The organism is Actinomadura hibisca NBRC 15177 (assembly GCF_001552635.1).
GTDB lineage: Bacteria > Actinomycetota > Actinomycetes > Streptosporangiales > Streptosporangiaceae > Spirillospora > Spirillospora hibisca.
This window is the reverse complement of sequence record NZ_BCRO01000122.1, coordinates 13,852-31,835: the sequence shown is the minus strand read 5'-3', so window position 1 is coordinate 31,835 and position 17,984 is coordinate 13,852. Positions and strand designations below refer to the sequence as shown.

The window sequence follows — 17,984 nt, the reverse complement described above, 5'->3', positions numbered from 1 at the left end:
GGCGCGGGCCCGGCCGCGCCCGCCGCGCCGGTGCAGGGTGCGGGCGAGGTCGGCGAGCGCGGCGTCGTCGCGCGCGGGCAGCCACTCGGCCAGCAGCGCGGCGTGCTCGCGGACGCGGTCGGCGGTGGTGTCCGACAGCGGGAAGGTGCGCAGCGTCTCGGCGACCGGGGCGGCGGGGGCCTCCGGCGCGGGCGCGGCCTCCAGGATCACGTGCGCGTTGGTGCCGCCGAAGCCGAAGCCGGACACGCCCGCGCGCGCCGGGTGGCCGCGGTCGGGCCACGGCGTCTCGTCGGCGACGACCCGCAACCGCAGGTCGTCGAACGGGATGTGCGGGTTGGGCTCCTTGTAGTGGGCGCTCGGCGGGATCACCCGGTGGTGCAGCGCCAGCACCGCCTTGATCAGCCCGGCGACCCCGGCGGCCGACTCCATGTGGCCGAGGTTGGACTTGGCCGAGCCGACCAGCAGCGGCGCGTCGGCGGACCGGCCCGCGCCCAGCACCTCGCCGACGGCCTTGGCCTCGATCGGGTCGCCGAGGAAGGTGCCGGTGCCGTGCGCCTCCAGGTAGTCGACCTCGCGGGTGTCGACGCCGGCGGCGGCGTAGACGTCGCGCAGCAGGGCGCGCTGGGCGTCGGAGTTGGGGGCGACCAGGCCGTTGGAGCGGCCGTCGGAGTTGACGCCCGAGCCCCTGACCAGCGCGAGCACGCGGTCGCCGTCGCGGACCGCGTCCGACAGGCGCTTCAGCACGACCGCGCCGCAGCCCTCCGCGCGCACCATGCCGTCGGCGGAGGCGTCGAACGGCTTGCAGCGGCCGTCGGCGGCGGTGCCGCCCGCCAGGTCGAAGGTCATCGTGACGGTCGGCGACAGCAGCACGTTCACGCCGCCCGCCAGCGCCACGTCGGCCTCGCCGTCGCGCAGCGCCCGCACCGCCAGGTGCGTGGAGACCAGCGACGACGAGCACGCGGTGTCGACGATCATGGACGGGCCGCGCAGGTCCAGCAGGTAGGACAGGCGGTTGGCGATGATGCTGAGCGCCGCGCCGGTCGCGGTGAACGCCTCCAGCGAGGCCAGGTCGGAGGCGGTGAAGGCGGCGTACTCGGGCGCCGACACCCCGACGAACACGCCGGTGCGGCTGCCGCGCAACGACGCCGGGCCGATGCCCGCGTGCTCGAACGCCTCCCAGGCGACCTCCAGCACCAGGCGCTGCTGCGGGTCCATGACCGCGGCCTCGCGCGGGGTGATGCCGAAGAACTGGGCGTCGAACCCGGCGACGTCGTCGAGGAAGCCGCCGAGCCGGGTGGTGCGGGCCAGCAGGTCGCCGACCTCGGGGGAACCGTCGTCGAAGGCGTCCCAGCGGCCGCCGGGCACCTCGCGGACGGCGTCGCCGCGGCCGGTGAGGAAGTTCCAGTAGTCGGCCGGGCCGGTCAGGTCGCGCTCGCCGCCGGGGAAGCGGCAGCCGACGCCGATGACGGCGATGGGCTCGTCGGAGGGGGCGGGGCGCGCGCCGGAGCCGGCGGGGGAACCGGCGGGGGCGTGCTCGGCGGCGCGGACGGGCGCGCGGTCGGCGCCCGAGGCCAGCGCCGCCGACAGCTTGTTGATCGTGGGGTACTCCCAGACCAGGGTCGCGGGCAGCGAGCGGCCGAGCATCTGCTCCAGGTCGCCCGCGATCGCCACCGCGTCCCGGGAGGCGAGGCCGAACTCCTCCAGGGGGCGGTCGGGGTCGATGTCGGCGGCGGCCGTCCGCGAGCGGCGCGCGATCTCCTCGACCAGGTGCCGGCGGAGCGCGTCCTCGGTGATGGGCGGCTGCTCGTCCTGCGCGACTCCGGAACGATCGTTGCTGCTGTGCATGCGCGGGGTTCCCCCAATGAAACCGGGATCGTTCGAAGACGAGGGACCACGATGTCCTACTTTGACCGTCTCACGATGCGCATCCAGACCACTTTTCTCGTCCGCTACTTGTCACGGGGATGACAAGACTCGGGAGTAACCGGTGTGGCCTGATGGGATAGTTGAGGTTCCCTGTCCGGAAGTGGGGACGGGTGACCGGTGACCAACGAATCGTAACAATATCCACTCACGCTTATAGGGGGAAGCGGCGGATCGCCCGGCCGGCCGGGGGCCCCGCCGCACAGGGACTTGACCCGGGGCCGATACCGATGGGCGCTGGCGGTGGTCGCCGTCAGCGCATTCATGATCACCATGGACAACACGGTGGTCGCCAACGCGCTGCCCACGATGGTGGCCGACCTCGGCATGTCCAAGGGCGCGCAGGAATGGGTGGCCACCGGCTACATCCTGATGTTCTCCTGCCTGATGATCGCCGGCGGCCGGCTCACCGACATCTACGGCTGCCGCACCACTTTTGTCAGCGGAATGACGATCTTCACCGCGGCGTCGGCGGTGTGCGGGCTGGCCCCCGACGAGGCGGTGCTCATCGTCGGCCGCATCGTGCAGGGCGGCGGCGCGGCGCTGGCGCTGCCGGCCACCCAGGTCATGATCACCGTCGGCCGCACCGACAAGCAGCGCTCGCTCGGCATGATCGTGTGGGTCGGCGCGGCGGGCGGCGCGACCGCGCTCGGCCCCACCATCGGCGGCATCATCGTGCAGCACTGGCACTGGGGCTGGATCTTCCTGATCAACATCCTGCCCGGCCTGCTGGTGATCATGCTGGGCACCGTGGTGCTGACCGCCCGGGGCGAGAACCGCAACGCCCGGGTGGACCTGCCCGGCGTGCTGATCTCGGCCACCATGCTCTTCGCGCTGATCTACGCGCTGGAGGCGGGCCGCAAGTTCGGCTGGACCGACCCGTCGGTGGTGTCGGTGTTCGCGCTGGCGGTGATCGCGCTGGTCTGCTTCGTGGTGGTGGAGACCTGGGCGCCCGACCCGATGATGAACCTGCGCTTCTTCCGCAACCGGGTGTTCGTCGGCGGGTTGTTGTCGCAGATGATGTGGGGCATCGGCTTCAACGGCATGATCTTCTACGCCGCCACCTTCCTGCAACGTTTCCTCGGCTTCTCCCCGGCCAAGGCCGGGCTGGTGCTGCTGCCCCCGGCGATCATGGTCATGGTGATGACGCCGGTGTCGTTCTGGCTGGCGGCCCGGCTCGGCCCGCGCATCGCGATCGGCGGCGGCATGACGCTGATGGCGGGCGGCATGGTGCTGTTCTCGATGATCCGGCGCGAGGACCAGTTCGCCGACCTGATGCCGGGCGTGCTGATCGTCGGGTTCGGGTCGGCGATGTGCATGCCGCTGGTGATGTACGTGCTGAAGGCCGTGCCCGAGCACCAGGCGGGCGTGGCCAGCGGCATCATCAACGTGATCCGCGAGGCGTCGGGCGCGTTCGGCATCGCGATCGTCGGCCTGCTCATCCACGACATCCCGGGCCCGAAGGCGACCGCGCAGGAGCTGGAGTCCTTCCGCAGCGGCACCGCCTCGGGCCTGATCCTGGGCGCGGCCCTGGTGCTGGTCGGCGGCCTGATCAGCGGGCTGACGCTGCCCAGCAAGCGCGGCTGGATGGGGCCCAAGCACAACCGCCGCGCCCGCCGCGCGGCCGCCGCCGCTGCCGCCGCCGAGAAGGCCGCGCAGGAGGCGGGGCAGGAGCCCGCGCCGCTGGAGCCGGTGCCGAGCGTGCAGCCGCTGCCGGTGGCGCAACCCCAGCCGCACGGCCAGCCCGAGTCGGTGCTGCCGGCCCCGCACCTGGAACACGCGATGAGCAGCCGCGTCACCCCCTACGACGGCATCCCCTACGACGGCACGCCGCGCAGCACCTCTCCCCGCAACGGCCCTCCGCGCAGCGCTCCGCCCCGTGACGCCCCTCCCCGCGACGACGCCCCGGCCGGGTCCGAGGAGCAGTGGCCGCCGCCTCCGCCCGAGGGCTGGTACCGCCCCTACACCCCCGACGACGCCCCGCCCCAGGACGATCCCGGGCGTCCACGCAACGACGCCTGGTGAGGACCGCACCGTGACCGACCCGACGCCCGGCCCGACGACGCCCGCCCCTGCGCCCGGCCCGACGCAGGAACCGACGCCTGATCCTGCGCAGGACCCGACGTCCGGTCCGGCGCAGGACCCGACGCCCGCCGTCTCCCCCGCGCGCGGCGGCCGCACCGTCGTCATCTTCGCCGCCGGGTCGCGCGGCGACATCCAGCCCTGCCTCGCCCTCGGCCGCGCCCTGCGCGCCCGCGGCGACCACGTGCGCCTGGTCGCCAGCGCCCGGTACGCGCCGCTCGCGCACCGCGCCGGGCTGGAGCTCGCGCCGCTCACCGCCGACCCCACCGAGATCCTCGACTCCCCCGAGGGCCAGGAGCTGCTGGCCGGGGGCCGCAACCCGGTGAAGTTCCTCGGCGGCTTCCGGCGCATCCTCGGGCCGCTCGCCGAACGCCTGCTGACCGAGTGCCTGGACGCCTGCAAGGACGCCGACCTGCTGCTCGGCCCCACGCTGGGCCTGTTGCCCGGACACATCGGCGAGCACCTCGGCGTGCCGTGGGCGCTGGTCCACTTCCAGCCGAGCCAGCCGACCGGGGCGTTCCCGCACCCGTTCGTGCCGCAGGCGGGCGCGCTGGGGCCGTGGGCCAACCGGGCGAGCTTCGCCGCCGTCGAGCAGATCGCCTGGCAGCTGTCCCGGCCGTTCATCAACCCGTGGCGGCGCGACGCGCTGGGCCTGCCCGCGCTGCCGCTGCGCGGGCCGATGCGGCAGGTGCAGCGCGCCGGGCCGCCCGTGCTGGCCTGCTTCAGCCCGGCCGTGGTGCCCCGGCCCGCCGACTGGCCCGGCAACGTGCACCTGACCGGCTACTGGTTCCTGGAGGAGCCCGAGTGGGAGCCGCCGGCGGAGCTGGCCGACTTCCTGGCCGCCGGTCCGCCGCCGGTCTACGTGGGGTTCGGCAGCATGGTGCCCAAGGACGCGCGGACGACCGGTCTCGCCGTGCGCGCCGCGCTGCGCCTGGCCGGGGTGCGCGGCATCGTGCAGGGCGACCCGGCGACCTCCGACGACGACGTCCTGGCCGTCAACGACGTGCCGCACACCTGGCTGTTCCCGCGCACGGCGGCCGTCGTCCACCACGGCGGCGCGGGCACGACCGCCGCCGGGCTGCGCGCGGGCGTGCCCACGGTGGTGTGCCCGTTCTTCGGCGACCAGCCCTACTGGGGCGAGCGGGTGCACGCCCTCGGCGCGGGCCCCGCGCCGCTGCCGTTCAAGACCCTCACCGTGCCGCGCCTGGCCGCCCGCGTCCGCGCCGCCACCAGCGACGCCCACCACGCCGAGCGGGCCGCCGACCTGGGCCGCCGCATCACCGCCGAGAACGGCGTCGCGCGCGCCTGCGCCGTCCTGGACGCCCTCTGACCGAACGCGAACCGCCCGGCCCCGCGAGCGGGACCGGGCGGCGGAGATCCGTGCCGTGCCGTCAGCGCATCGGCTTGGCGCCGATGGTCTGCATCATCGACGGCCAGGCGGTGTGCATCTCGCGCTTCCAGTACGGCCAGGAGTGCCGGCCGTTGCCGTAGATGTGCGCGGTGATCTTCACCTTCTGGCGCTTGGCCTCGTTGGCGAAGTCGCGCACGGTCGGGCCGATGGCGCGCTCGCTGAGGTAGCCGATGTCCCACGGCGGGAGGTTCGGCGGGTCCAGCGGGCCGCGCTCGCCGGTGGTGCCGGCCGACACGTAGAGCCGCGTCGAGCGCATCTTCGGCAGCAGCTTGATCGGGTCGTGCGCGTCCCAGTTGGCCTTGTTGATCCAGGGGATGCCCCAGATCGCGTTCGGGTCGGCGCCGTTGCCGCTGTTGGTGTACATCAGCAGCGACGGGATGCCGGGGCTCGACATGGACAACACGCCGCTGAAGCAGGCGGCGTAGCGGAACATGCCGGGCGCGCGGCCCGCGTAGGTGCACGCGCCCTGCGCGCCGGAGGAGATGCCCATGGCGGCGCGCGCGCCGCCCGCGTGGAAGTTGCGCTCCACGAGCTGGCGCACCTCGCGCAGGTGGAAGTCCTCCCACTTGGGAGTGCCGCCCTTGCCGCCGTTGAACCAGTTCGTGTACGACCCGTTGGCGCCCTCGGGCATGACGACCATGACGCCCCACTTGCTGGCGGTCGCCTGGATGTCGGTGCTGCGCGTCCAGGAGATGTAGCTGTCGCGGCCGCCGTGGTAGGCGTACACGACCGGCCAGCTCTGCCGCGAGTTCTTCTTCCAGGTCTTGGGCACCACGACCCGGACCTTCTGCACCTGCCCGCCCAGTGAGGGGGACTTGACGGCGAAGTCGAAGGCGGTCTTGTTGATCCACTTGTACGACTGCACGTAGGCGCCGGTGTCCGCCTTGGCGAACCCCGCGGCCTGGGCCGGGGCCGCGACGGCCGGGAGCACGGTCGCGGTGACGGCGGCACTGGACAGGATCACCCCCGCCCGCCGGACGGCGCGGCGACGTGACTCAGTTGACATCGTTCTCCTCCACGGTGCTCCAGCGCCACCCCGAACCATCGGGGTTGGGAACTATCTCACGTTTAGTACGGGGCGCGCGCTGGGGTTGGGGTTGAGGCTGTCCGTTGGCCCACGGTGACCAAGGAGGCTTGGCGGCGGGGGTTGGCGCCGGGGCGTGCGGATCGGCCGAGTCGGGTGTGGTCTGGGGCGGCGGCGCGGGCCGCCGGGGCCCCTGGGGGGCCACTTGTGGACGGGGCTTGGGTGACAACCGGACGGGCTCTTCGCGCGTCGGGGGCGCGGCGTGCCTGCCCTCCGGGACGGCCGCCTGCTCCCAGCGCATCGCGTACGGGTACGGCTGGTCCTCCGGGAGCGGCGGCGCGGCGCCGACCAGCGGCATGTCGTCATCGTCGTAGAAGTCGCTGCGCTCGCGCAGGTCCATCCGGGCGTGCAGGCCCGCCAGCGGTCCGGGCAGCCACCAGTTGGCCGCGCCCATGAACCGCATCGTGGCCGGGACCAGCAACGACCGCACCAGCGCGGCGTCCACGACGATCGCGACGAACATGCCGACGCCGATCAGCTTCACGACCGTCAGCCCGGCCATGCTGAACGCGGCGATGACCACCAGGAACAGCAGCGCCGCGCTGGTGATGATGCTGCCGGTGTGCTGCATCCCGGCCGCCACCGCGACCCGGTTGTCGTGGGTGCGGTCCCACTCCTCCCGGATCCGCGACAGCAGGAAGACCTCGTAGTCCATCGACAGGCCGAAGACCACCGCGAGGATCAGCACCATCGAGGTGGCCTCGACGCCGCCGGTCGGGGTGAAGTCCAGGATCCCGGCGAGGTGCCCGTACTGGAAGCCCCACACGATCGCGCCGAACGAGGCGCCGATCGACAGCACGTTCATCACGATCGCCTTGAGCGGCAGCACGATCGAGCCGAAGAACATGAACAGCAGCAGGAACGTCGCCACGCCCACCACCAGCGCCATCTTCGGCAGGGTGCGCATCAGGCTGTTCATCAGGTCGAGCTGCGCGGCCGTGCTGCCCCCCACGTCGATGTGCATGGGGTAGCCGTTCTTGGTCAGCTCCATGGCGCGGATGCGCTCGACGAGGTCCTGCGCCCGTTTCTCCATCGGGTCGTACCTGTGGGTGACCGAGATCCGCACGCCGCCGTACTCGCCGGAGTAGCCGGTGAACTTCGACAGCGTGACGCCCGGCAGCCCCTCCAGGTCCTTGCGGAACTTCTCCAGGTAGGGCGGGATGTTGTCGCCCTTGCGCACCGGCCGCCAGTTGCGCGGGATGAGGTCGCCCGACACCACCACGTCGATCGGCTCGGCCGACCCGTTGGGGAAGTCGCGCTTGACGGTCTCGACGACCTGCCGCGTCGGGCTGTCCTTGGGCAGCACGCGGGCGTCGATGCTGCCGAACTGCACGTTCAGGAACGGCCCGAACATCACGCCCAGGATCACGATCACGGTGGCGAAGTAGGGCAGCGGGTGCTTCATCACGCTCTGCCCGAGCCGGTACCAGAAGCCGCTGTCGGGGTCGCGCCGCGCGCGCTTGGCGCTGGGCCTGCGCCACGGCATCCGGCCGAACTCCACGCGCGGGCCGAGCAGCGCCAGCAGCGTCGGCAGCAGCACGGTCGCGCCGAACACCGCCACCATCACGGTCGCGATCCCGGCGAGGCCGATGGTGCGCAGGAACATCTGCGGGAACAGCAGCAGCCCGGCCAGCGCCGCCGACACCGTCACGCCCGACACCATGATGGTGCGGCCCGCGGTGGCCAGGGTGTGCGCGAGCGCCCGCTCCCGGACCGGGCGCAACGTCTCGCGGTACGCCTTCTTGGCGGCCTTGCGCGCGGCCTTGTCGGCCTCGGCCTTCCACGGTTTCCCGGGCGGGATGCCGCGCGCCCGCATCCCGTTGTCCAGCTCCTCGCGGAACCGGCTGATGATGAACAGCGAGTAGTCGATCGCGAGGCCGACGCCCATCATCGTGACGACTTCCAGCGCGAACGACGTCACGTCGGCGGCGTAGGTCACCGCGTGCAGCACCGCCAGGCCGCCCACGATGGAGAACAGGCTCACCACCATCGGCAACATCGCGGCGGTCAGCGCGCCGAACAACATGACCAGCAGGATGATCAGCGGCAGCGCGGTGATCATCTCGGCGCGCACGATGTCGGTGACCACCTGCTCGCCGAACTCGGTGCCCAGCGGGAACGCGCCGCCGAGCCGGGCGTCCAGCCCCGGCGCGGCCAGCAGCTCCTTGGCCTTGAGGTAGTTGGCCGTGCGGGTCGGCTCGTCGTGCCCGGCCATCTTCAGCGAGACGAACGTGGCGTGCCGGTCGCTGGAGGCGAACGACGCCGCGTCCTTCTTGTTCTCGATCGACCAGTAGGAGATCTGCTCGGAGACGACGTCCTTCGGCAGCCGCGCCACCGTCGTGATCACGGCCGCCTGGTACTTCGGGTCGTCCACCGTCATGGAGTCGCTGCGGTACAGCACCAGCACGTCGGGGTTGGTGCTGCCGAAGTAGGTCGCGCCGAGCTTGGCGACCAGGGTGGAGGACGCCTTGGGGTCCTCGAACCCGCCCTGCTTGAACTTGCCGAGCACGCCGACGCCCCACGCGCCGGCCGCGGCCGTCGTCAGCAGGATCAGGACAAGGCTGGCCCAGCGCCGTCGGTGGATGAGGCGACCCAGCCCCGCGAGCATGATCCTCCTGAGTCGGTGCCGCCGCCGGGACGGGAGCTGTCCCGGCGGCCCTGCTGTCGGTCGGGCGGCGCGCCGCTACTTGCGCGCCGCGAGCCGCGCGGCGGTGGTCGGCAGCGCGCCGTCCAGGTAGCGCTGCCGGGTGGCCGCCCTGGCGATCTTGCCGCTGGAGGTGCGCGACACGCCACCCGGTTCGATCAACACGAACTCCGCCACGCCCATCTCGTGCTCGACGTTGACCGCGCCGCGCACCGCCGACTCGACCTCGGCGAGGTCCAGCCGGCCGAGCGGCACCCGCCGGTTGCGCTCGGCGACCACGACGAGCCGCTCGGTCTCGCCGCCGTCCACCGCGAACGCCGCCACGTAGTCGGGGCGGACCGCGGCGTGCGCCTCCTGCGCGGTGACCTCGATGTCCTGCGGGTAGTGGTTGCGGCCGTCCACGATGATCAGGTCCTTGATGCGGCCGGTGACGTACAGCTCGCCCTCGTGCAGGACGCCGTAGTCGCCGGTCTTCATCCAGGGCCCGGCGGGCAGCCCGCCCGGCTCGGCCAGCTCGCCGCCGAAGGTGTCCTGGCTGCGCTCGGAGTTGCGCCAGTAGCCGGGGGCGGTGTTGGGGCCGTGCACCCAGATCTCGCCGACCGCGCCGTCGGGCTGCTCCCGCCGGGTCTCGGGGTCCACGATCGCCACGATCTGCCCGATCGGGCGGCCGCACGACACCAGCGTGCTGGCGCGCTCGGCGTCGGCCCCGCACAACTCCAGGCGGCCCTGGGTGAGGGCGTCGCGGTCGGCACTGATGATCTTCGGGGGGACGTCCTCGGCGGCGGCGGTCACGAACACCGTGGCCTCGGCCAGGCCGTAGCCGGGGGCCTGCGCGCCCGGCCGCAGGCCGACGGAGGCGAACGCGTCGGCGAAGGTCGTCAGCGTGGAGGTGCGGATCGGCTCGGCGCCGTTCAGGCAGGTGACCAGGCCCGACAGGTCGAGCTTGGCCAGCTTCTCGGGGGTGGCCATCGACGCGGCGTACTCGTAGGCGAAGTTCGGCCCGGCGGTGTAGACGTTCCTGTTCTCCCGGCTGGAGATCAGCTCCAGCCAGCGCATCGGGTTCATGATGAACGACACCGGGTCGGTGTAGATCGCGTGGTCGCCGAACACCAGCGGCAGCGCCATCGTCGCGATCAGGCCCATGTCGTGGAACAGCGGCAGCCAGCTCACCAGCTCGGGGTCGGGCTTCTCGGGGGCCCAGCCCGACCACAGCTGGATGGCGTTGGCGGCGACGTTGCCGTGGGTGATCTCCACGCCGGCCGGGCGGCGGGTGGAGCCGGAGGTGTACTGGAGGTAGGCCAGGTCGTCGAAGCCGATCGGCTCGTCGGTCCAGGTGTCGGCCAGCGCCGGGTCCACCTCCTCGGCGAAGACGATCTCCCTGGGCCGGGGCACCGGGTGGTCGGCCAGGAACTTCTCCACGTGCGGCAGCGCGTTGCGGGTGGTGACGATGACGGCGGGCTCGGCGTCGGTGTAGGCGCCGATCAGCCGGTCGGCGTGGCCGGGCAGGTCCGGGGAGAACAGCGGCACCGCGACCACGTGCGAGTACATCGCGCCCAGCATGGTCATCATGTAGTCGAGCGTCTGCGGCAGCAGCAGCGCCGCGCGGTCGCCGGGCTCGGCGGCCTGCCGCAGCCGGACCGCCATCGCGCGGGCGCGCCGGTCGGCCTCGGCCCAGTCCAGCGTCAGGTGCGCCCCCGCCGGGTCCAGGGAGTAGTCCACGAACGTCCAGGCGGGCGCGTCCGGCTTCTCCGCCGCCCACCGGGCGACCCGCTCGATGAGGGGGACGCGGCCGGAGCCGCCGGGCCGGAGTTCGGGAAGCAGCGAGCCCAGTGCCATGTGTTCAGTCTCCCGGGGGATGTGCCGGGCGCAGGTCCTTCGGGGCGTGCGCGCCGTCGGCAGGGGGTGGTGCGGCGATGGCCGGGCGCGCTTTCGCGGGCGCCCCCCGGCCACCGGCAATGATCGTGCAGCGTGAAGCTACCGGAAGGTAGTCACCGGCGGGTACTGGCCTGGAGGCACATTAGTCCCCGCGTGCTTTGTCACAGTAGTGACAAGTGCGCGGTGATCGCCGCACGGTCCCCGCGCGCTTTCCGCCAACCGGATCAGCGTCCCCCGGGCGGTACGAGTGCTCGTTCTCGTCCACCCGGCGGGCCGCGGACCGGGATCCGGACGACCGGAACCGGTTACCGGCTGGTACGCGCGTCGGGCTACTTCGGCCCGCGGCGGGGCGCCAGCCGTCCCGCGGCCCGTCCGAGGGCGGCGACGGGGCGCAGCGGCAGCGGGGCACGGCGGGCGGGCCGCGCCGGGCGCGCGGCGTCGAGGGCGTCCAGGCGGGCGGTGCGGGCGAGGGCCATGCGCCGCCGCCACAGGCCCAGGCAGGCGGCCAGCCACAACAGCCCGACCTCGGCGACCAGCGTGATGCCGAGGACCACGGCCCAGTCGGTGCCGTCGCCCTCCTGGTCCATGCCGGTCGGGGAGATCAGCGTCATCTGGTTGTCGGCCGCGCTGAGCGGCGGCAGCGCGATCCCGTCGTGCCCGGTGAGGGTGGGGAGCGCCGAACCGCCGGCCGGGCCGGTGGTCGGCAGGTCCATGGGCGGTCCGGGCGGCGGCGCGACCGGCAGGCCCGGGGCTCCGGGCACGCCCGCCGACGACGGCGCGGGCACGGACGCCGGGCCCAGTGCCTCCGGGCCCGGAAGCGGGATCGGGGCGGGCTGCGGGACGAACATGGGCGCGTTCGCCGGAGGTTCGTTCACAGCGGGAGCCTGCGGGACGGGTGCCTGGCGGGGCTTCTGCACGGGCGCGTGCTGCGGCCGTGCCTTCTCCGTCTTCGGGGCGGTCGCCTTCTTCGTCGCAGGAGCCGGTCCCGAGGGCGGCAAGGTCGGGGCCACCGAGTCCGTGGCCCCCGGACGCGGCGTCGCCGGGCGCGTGGTCGCCGGGCGCGGCGTCGCGGGACGCGTGGTCGCCGGGCGCGGGGCCACGCCGGGCTGGGGCGGCCGGGCCGTCGCGCTCGGCTTCCCCGTACCGCCCGGCGCGGGCGCCTGCGGCCGGACGGGCTCCGGCAGCATGATCATGGCGATGGACTCGTCCCTGACGTTCCGCGCCCCCGCCACCACCACGACCCGGGGCGGATGCGCACGGTCGGCGGCCCCCGCCGCCCGCAGCGCCCGCTCGGCGTCCGCCGTCTCCAGATCGGCGGACGCCCTCCTCCGCACCGTGTCCGACACGCTCCGCACGGCTTGCAGAGCGCGCCCCATCCGGCCCCCGTCCCCGGCCTCCGGCCCGTGCGCCGCGCTCGGCTCGATCCGCCCCCCGGCCTCGCGGCCGGTCTTGGAAGCGGCCAGGCGGACGGCCACCTTCGCGCGCCACGGGCGGTCCAGGTCGCCCAGGTCGCACTTCAGCGGGGCCGAGACGGTCTGCGAGGTGCAGCCGGGCGGCACCTGCCCCCAGGCCAGCGGGCGCTGGGCCAGCAGGAGCAGGTCGGTGCCGCGCGTCGTGCCGCCCAGCGGGCGCACCTCCACGACGTAGTCGAAGACCCGCGCGCCACCGCGCGTCGCCCGCCCGGCGGGACTGATGGTGGTGCTCAGGCGGACGCCCCCCTGCCGGGCGGACGCGCCGGTGCGCGCCTCCGGCCTCGGGTCGGCCAGCAGGGACGACACCATGCTCTCGACCGGGCCGCCCTTCGCCGCCTTGGCCGCGGGTCCCACCAGCGCGAGCGGCGGCAGTGCCAGCATCCCGCCCAGCGCGACCGCCCCCCAGCGCCGGGCCCGCGTGCGCCGCTTCCCTGCCGTGCTGCCCCCGGTAGGCACACGTCCCCCTCGTCACTGACCATCGCTGCTGACCGTCTCGCCTGGGGGGCGGCGCCGTGGGACGCCGGGCTTAGTGAGTATTGCCGGGCGGACACGAAGAGTAACGTCGCGAGCGCGAAAGGTCGCCATTTCGCACAGCGAAATCATTTCTCCGTAGAATCGGGTGTCCGCGAGGAGAGGAGACACCGGTGGCGGAGGCCGTACGGTCCCTGGAACGCGCCTTCGAGCTGCTGGAACACCTGGCCGACGCGGGCGGCGAGCTGGCGCTGTCGGAGCTGACGGAGGTCTCCGGCCTGCCCATGCCGACGATCTACCGGCTGATGCGCACCCTGGTGAACCAGGGCTACGTGCGGCAGGAGCCGTCCAAGCGGTACGCGCTCGGCCCGCGGCTGATCCGGCTGGGCGAGGGCGCGTCCCGGCTGCTGGGCTCCTGGGCCCGGCCCGCGCTGGCCGAGCTGGTGGACGAGGTCGGCGAGACCGCCAACATGGCCGTGCTGGAGGGCGACGCGGCGGTCTACGTCGCCCAGGTGCCCTCCCGGCACTCGATGCGGATGTTCACCGAGGTGGGGCGGCGCGTGCAGCCGCACTGCACCGGCGTCGGCAAGGCGCTGCTGGCGCAGCTGCCCGAGCGGCGCGTCCGGGAGATCGTGGCGCGCACCGGGATGCCCGCCCACACCCCGCACACCTTCACCGACCCCGACGCGCTGGTCGCCGAGCTGGCCCGCGTCCGCGAGCGCGGCTACGCGCTGGACGACGAGGAGCAGGAGATCGGCGTGCGCTGCGTGGCGGTGCCGCTGCCGGGCGCGCCCGCGCCCGCCGCGCTGTCGGTGTCGGGGCCCTCGGTGCGCATGACGCGGGAGGCGGTGGCCGGCGTGGTGCCGGTCATGCGCGAGGTCGCCGGGCGCTTCGCGGCCCAGCTCGACCCCGCCGCCGGCCGGGAGTGACCGCCGGTCCCGGCGGGCGTCCCGGGCCTCCCGAGGGCCCCGGCCGGGCTCAGCGGTCGACGACCTCGCCGACCACGACGCTGGGCCGGCCGCCCCGCTCCCAGCCGACGAAGTCGCCCGCGGCCTTCACCAGGGCGGCGGCCAGCCACAGGGCCACGCCGGTGTCGTCCATCACGCCGACGACCGGCAGCACCTCGGGAATCGCGTCGATCGGCGAGACGATGTAGACCAGGCCCAGCGCCAGCAGGCCGAGCGTGCCGTACGACATGCCCTTGTACTCGCCCCGCAGCACCGCCTTGAGCATGCGGGGGACGGCCTTGACCCGCTCGCCCAGGCGCGGGGCGTCCGGCCGCAACGTCTCGCTGTAGATCTCCCAGGCCGCCCCCGCGGCCGCCGCGCTGCGCTTCTTGTCCATCGGGACTCCTTGAGGTGGTTGAGGGCGCTCCCCCGAGACGCCCACGCCTCTCTTAGACGCGGCGCGGTCCCGGCGTGTTCCCCGGTGTGACGGGCGCGACTCCTGACGCCGCCGCGCCACCTGGTTCATCAGGGGCCAGACTTTCCTCACCTGGGCGAACGGGCTGCGGGGATTCGGGCGCATTTCCCGCCGTCCGCTGGAAACATGTGCTTCGGGACCCCCTGGTCACGGGGTGGGCGCCGTCCCCGCCGGCGCGGCCGTCCCGGCACCAGGCCCGGCCCGCCAGGCACCAGGAGCTGACGCAGGACATGAGCGGCGACCGCCCCATCCCGTCCACCGGCCCGCCCCCTGTGGGCCCGTCCAGCATGGGCCCGCCCGCTGTGGGCCCGTCCAGCATGGGCCCGTCCGCCACGGGCGGCCCGGTCCGCGGCACCGCCGCGGGCTCCGCCTACCTCGCCCTGCCGCCCACCGCCGTGGACGCGCGCCCCGCGACCGCCACCCGGCTCGTGGTGGTCTGGCCCGGCCTCGACCCGCCGCGCACCGCGGCCGCGCTGGCGGCGGCGGTGCCGCTGACCGGCGTGCCGGTCTGGCGCGTCTACCTCGACCTGCCGCTCCCCGACGGGCGGCCGTCCGCCGGGCTGGGCTCGGGCGCGTTCCTGGAGTCACACGGCATGGAGGTCTACGGCGCGGCCGTCGAGCAGGCCGTCGAGCGGCTGCCCGCCGCGCTGGCCGACCTGCGCCGCGACCTCGGGCTGCCGAACGGCCCGATCGGGCTGGCCGGGTTCTCGGCGGGCGGGGCCGCCGCGCTGCTGGCGCTGGCGCGCGACGTCGCCCCGGTGAGCACCGCCGCGCTGGTCGCCCCGGTCGTGGCGCCGAGCCGCGCGGCCCGCGCGCTGGAGAAGCGCGCGGGCCGCGACCGCGCCTGGTCCGACCGGGCGCGCGGCCTGGCCGAGCGGCTCGACCTCGGCGCCCGCGCCGGTGAGATCGCCGCGCGCGGCGCGGCCCTGCTGCTGATCGGCGGCGCGAAGGACCGGGTGGTGCCGCCCAGCGAGATCACCGCGCTGCGCGACCTGCTGCGCCGGCACGGCGGGTGCACCGTGGAGTCGGCCACCTTCCGGATGGGGCACGCGCTGGCCGCCGAGCCCGGCGCCGAGGCACGGCCGCCGATCACCGAGGCCGTCCGGGTGGACGGGGTGCTCGGCGACTGGTTCCGGGAGCGGGTCGCCGAGGTCGATCCGCGGTTCGGGCACGGCCCGCCCGCCGAGGAGACCCGCACCGACCTGCGGCCGGTCCCGGCTCAGGTGCGGGCCAGCACCTCGTAGCGCACCGGGACGACCCCGGAGCCGGTGCCGCCGACCTGCGCCATCGCCGCCTTGGACAGGTCCAGGCAGCGGCCGCCCACGTACGGGCCCCGGTCGTTGATCCGCACGGTCACGCTCTTGCCGTTGTTCTTGTTGGTCACGCGGACCTTGGAGCCCATCGGCAGCGTCTTGTGCGCCGCCGTCAGCTCGCTGGGATCGAAGCGCTCGCCGCTCGCGGTCATCTGCCCCTCCCAGTAGTAGGAGGCTTCGCAGGAGCCGCTGCTGAGGACCCTCGCCTTGGGGGTCTTCTTCGGCTCGGGCCGCTTCTTCGCCTTGGTCGGCGCGGCGCTCGGCGCGACGGTCGGCTTGCGCACCGGCTTGTCGGTCCGGTGCTGGCCACGGCTCGCCCGGGTGGGCGTGGCGCGCGGCGGGTCGGCCATCGGGACGGTGGCCTGCGGTTCGGCCGGTTGCGGCAGGGCCTGCGAGGCCCGCGCCGACTCCGGCGAACCGGACGAGACGAACAGCGCCGCCGCGCCCGCCGCCAGCATCGCGACAGCGACGCCGGAGGCGACGAGGATCAGCCGGAGACGGCTCTTCGGGCGGTGCTTGCCGGAGTTGCCCACGGAGAAGGGTCCTTTGTTCGGGGACATGGCTCCGGACGCCCTGGGCCGCGTTCGGGCGGCCCTGATGCTTCGGCGGTGGTGGTGCGCTCGCCGCGCGGGTCCCGCTCCGGGCCGTCTTCTCGGTCCCGTGAGCGCCCGCCTCTGCCCTCGTCTCGGGCTCTTACCGCGCTGTCGCGGTGGTGCGGCGTCCGGTGGGTGCGGCCCCGGCACGCATGGTCGTTCTCGTGATCGAACTTCTGGTCATCCGGACGGCTGCGCCGCCACGGCCGGTCGAGGTGTCAGTTCTGGGTGCCGCACACAAGTCCCCGACCGTACGTGGCGCTTCGCAGTAATCAAGCCGAAGGCCGCCCTTTGTGGGGTTTGTCACCCGCGTCTTTGCGCCCCGGAGTTGATCGACTTCATTGTGTGAAGCTCCGTGAAGATCATCTTTACAGGATGTTGAAGTCCGATCACAGGCAGATCACGGACCGTTTCCGGAAACGCCGACGGGGTGCCCCCGGACGTTCCGGGGGCACCCCGTCGAGGTGCCGGGACCGCCGCCGACGTGTCCGGCGGCCGGTCCGATCAGGCGTGCGTCAGCTCGCCACCCGCATCCCGGGCAGGCCGGGCGCGAGGGCGGAGGTGTCGGTCAGGCCGCCGGCGAGCCCGCCGAGCCGGCCGCTCACCAGGCCGCCGGAGCGGCTGGTCGGGGCCTCGCCGGAACCGGTGACGCCGCCCAGCAGGTTCTCCACCGGGTCGCCGGAGGTGCCCTCCAGCACGCCGCGCACCGGCTCGGGCGCGAGCGGCAGCGACGGCGCGGGGTTGGCGATCCGCTTGGCCCGCGCGGCGGGCGCGGCGGGCGTGACCGGCAGCGCCTTCAGCGGGAGCGCGCTCAGCGGGGCCGCGTCCGACGGCACCAGGCTCTGCGGCGTCACGTTCGCGGGCAGCGTGTTGCCGGGCAGCACGTTGGCGGGCGACAGGTCGGCGGGCGCGACGTTCTCCGCCAGCCGGTTCACCGAAGCCACGCGGGAGGTCAGGCTCGCCGGGTCGTTCTCGACGGTCTCCAGCACCGGCGCGACGGTGCCCATGCCGGTCACGCCGTGCAGCACGCCCGTGCCGGGCACCGGCAGGTGGTCGCCGCGGAGCCGCCGGCCGGGCGCGGGGGCGGCGTCCAGCGTCCGGGTGACCTCGCTGAGCTCGCCCGCCCTGACCAGGCCGCCCACGTCCAGGTCCTTGACGACCCGGCCGACCTCGGTGTCGGACAGGCCCGCCGGCAGCGCGTCGGGGTCCAGGGGGCAGCGCATCGCCCGGCGCTCGGCGCCGCTGAGGCAGTCGCCCGAGCCGGGCTTGTGGGCGCGGTGGGCCGCGCGGCGCTCCAGCGCGGCGGACGCGGTGAGGGCCTTGGCGGGCACGGCGGCCGGAGCGAGCTCGGGCGCGGCCGCCACGGCGGAGACCGGCCGCAGCACCTCGTCGATCGTCCGGTCGATCTCGCCCTGCCCGGCGTGCGCCGGCAGCGAGGTGGCCAGCAGCACGGCCGCCGGAGCGAGCGCGGCGGCGGCCCTCAGCAGGCTCCTGGTGGAACGGTTCATTCTTTCCCCCCGGGGGTTTTCCGATTGACCCTGCACGGGCGCACTGCGGTCCCGGGGAACCCCTCCCGGAATCGGTGTCCAGTCGCGCCGTCGAGCCGGGACGCTAGTACAGCCCATCGGCGGGCACAGGGAATTGGGAAAATGACCGCCCGACGTAATGAAGATCTACGAAAGGCCCCGGACCGG

Annotated in this window: 12 protein-coding genes; 4 read left to right on the top strand and 8 right to left on the bottom strand. The window is 74.2% G+C overall.

Going from position 1 to position 17,984, the window contains the following annotated elements; genetic code table 11:
* The coding region (locus AH6_RS39360) for a beta-ketoacyl synthase N-terminal-like domain-containing protein (protein WP_245679678.1) at nt 1-1,845 on the bottom strand (1,845 nt) is incomplete at its 3' end.
* A 288-nt stretch (nt 1,846-2,133) separates the two neighbouring features.
* Between AH6_RS39360 and AH6_RS39355 the strand changes: the two genes are divergently transcribed.
* Together AH6_RS39355 and AH6_RS39350 are read left to right on the top strand one after the other, a co-directional pair.
* Nucleotides 2,134-3,948, top strand: a complete 1,815-nt coding sequence (locus tag AH6_RS39355; protein ID WP_157432001.1) for an MFS transporter — start codon at nt 2,134-2,136, stop codon at nt 3,946-3,948.
* A gap of 10 nt (nt 3,949-3,958) precedes the next feature.
* Entirely contained in the window at nt 3,959-5,335 is a 1,377-nt protein-coding gene (locus tag AH6_RS39350) for a glycosyltransferase (protein ID WP_245679677.1), read from the top strand.
* 61 nt (nt 5,336-5,396) lie between these two features.
* Here the strand turns inward: AH6_RS39350 and AH6_RS39345 are convergent, their stop codons facing one another.
* The 4 genes from AH6_RS39345 to AH6_RS39330 form a co-directional block, all read right to left on the bottom strand.
* Nucleotides 5,397-6,422: an alpha/beta hydrolase gene (locus AH6_RS39345; protein WP_067491057.1), complete on the bottom strand. Its 1,026-nt coding sequence runs from the start codon at nt 6,420-6,422 to the stop codon at nt 5,397-5,399.
* The gene (locus tag AH6_RS39340; RefSeq protein WP_067491055.1) at nt 6,412-9,108 is read right to left on the bottom strand and encodes an MMPL family transporter; all 2,697 of its coding nucleotides are present in this window, start codon (nt 9,106-9,108) and stop codon (nt 6,412-6,414) included. Before AH6_RS39340 ends, AH6_RS39345 begins: the two co-directional genes overlap by 11 nt.
* Before the next feature lie 75 nt (nt 9,109-9,183).
* Complete coding sequence (locus AH6_RS39335; protein WP_067491053.1) at nt 9,184-10,980, bottom strand: fatty acyl-AMP ligase; 1,797 nt, start codon at nt 10,978-10,980, stop codon at nt 9,184-9,186.
* Between the two features lie 368 nt (nt 10,981-11,348).
* Nucleotides 11,349-12,947, bottom strand: a complete 1,599-nt coding sequence (locus AH6_RS39330) for a hypothetical protein (RefSeq protein ID WP_157432000.1) — start codon at nt 12,945-12,947, stop codon at nt 11,349-11,351.
* A gap of 188 nt (nt 12,948-13,135) precedes the next feature.
* Between AH6_RS39330 and AH6_RS39325 the strand changes: the two genes are divergently transcribed.
* Nucleotides 13,136-13,891 (top strand): IclR family transcriptional regulator, encoded by a 756-nt coding sequence (locus AH6_RS39325; protein WP_067491049.1) that lies wholly within the window; start codon nt 13,136-13,138, stop codon nt 13,889-13,891.
* A 49-nt stretch (nt 13,892-13,940) separates the two neighbouring features.
* On the opposite strand, the gene AH6_RS39320 is transcribed toward AH6_RS39325, so the two are convergent.
* Entirely contained in the window at nt 13,941-14,306 is a 366-nt protein-coding gene (locus AH6_RS39320; RefSeq protein WP_067491047.1) for a YkvA family protein, read from the bottom strand.
* Nucleotides 14,307-14,614: 308 nt separating this feature from the next.
* Between AH6_RS39320 and AH6_RS39315 the strand changes: the two genes are divergently transcribed.
* The gene (locus AH6_RS39315) at nt 14,615-15,628 is read left to right on the top strand and encodes an alpha/beta hydrolase (RefSeq protein WP_083983899.1); all 1,014 of its coding nucleotides are present in this window, start codon (nt 14,615-14,617) and stop codon (nt 15,626-15,628) included.
* Here the strand turns inward: AH6_RS39315 and AH6_RS39310 are convergent.
* Nucleotides 15,604-16,230, bottom strand: a complete 627-nt coding sequence (locus AH6_RS39310; protein WP_245679676.1) for a septal ring lytic transglycosylase RlpA family protein — start codon at nt 16,228-16,230, stop codon at nt 15,604-15,606. The genes AH6_RS39315 and AH6_RS39310 overlap by 25 nt on opposite strands.
* A 575-nt stretch (nt 16,231-16,805) precedes the next feature.
* Nucleotides 16,806-17,798 carry a hypothetical protein gene (locus AH6_RS39305; protein ID WP_067491043.1) on the bottom strand — a complete coding sequence of 331 codons (993 nt, stop codon included), beginning with the start codon at nt 17,796-17,798 and terminating at the stop codon, nt 16,806-16,808.
* Nucleotides 17,799-17,984 lie beyond the last annotated feature (186 nt).

Bases quoted from the DNA above. Each gene is read 5' to 3' on its own strand.
- AH6_RS39305 (WP_067491043.1), bottom strand. From the start codon at position 17,798: ATGAACCGTTCCACCAGGAGCCTGCTGAGGGCCGCCGCCGCGCTCGCT.
- AH6_RS39345 (WP_067491057.1), bottom strand. From the start codon at position 6,422: ATGTCAACTGAGTCACGTCGCCGCGCCGTCCGGCGGGCGGGGGTGATC.
- AH6_RS39320 (WP_067491047.1), bottom strand. From the start codon at position 14,306: ATGGACAAGAAGCGCAGCGCGGCGGCCGCGGGGGCGGCCTGGGAGATC.
- AH6_RS39315 (WP_083983899.1), top strand. From the start codon at position 14,615: ATGAGCGGCGACCGCCCCATCCCGTCCACCGGCCCGCCCCCTGTGGGC.
- AH6_RS39340 (WP_067491055.1), bottom strand. From the start codon at position 9,108: ATGCTCGCGGGGCTGGGTCGCCTCATCCACCGACGGCGCTGGGCCAGC.
- AH6_RS39335 (WP_067491053.1), bottom strand. From the start codon at position 10,980: ATGGCACTGGGCTCGCTGCTTCCCGAACTCCGGCCCGGCGGCTCCGGC.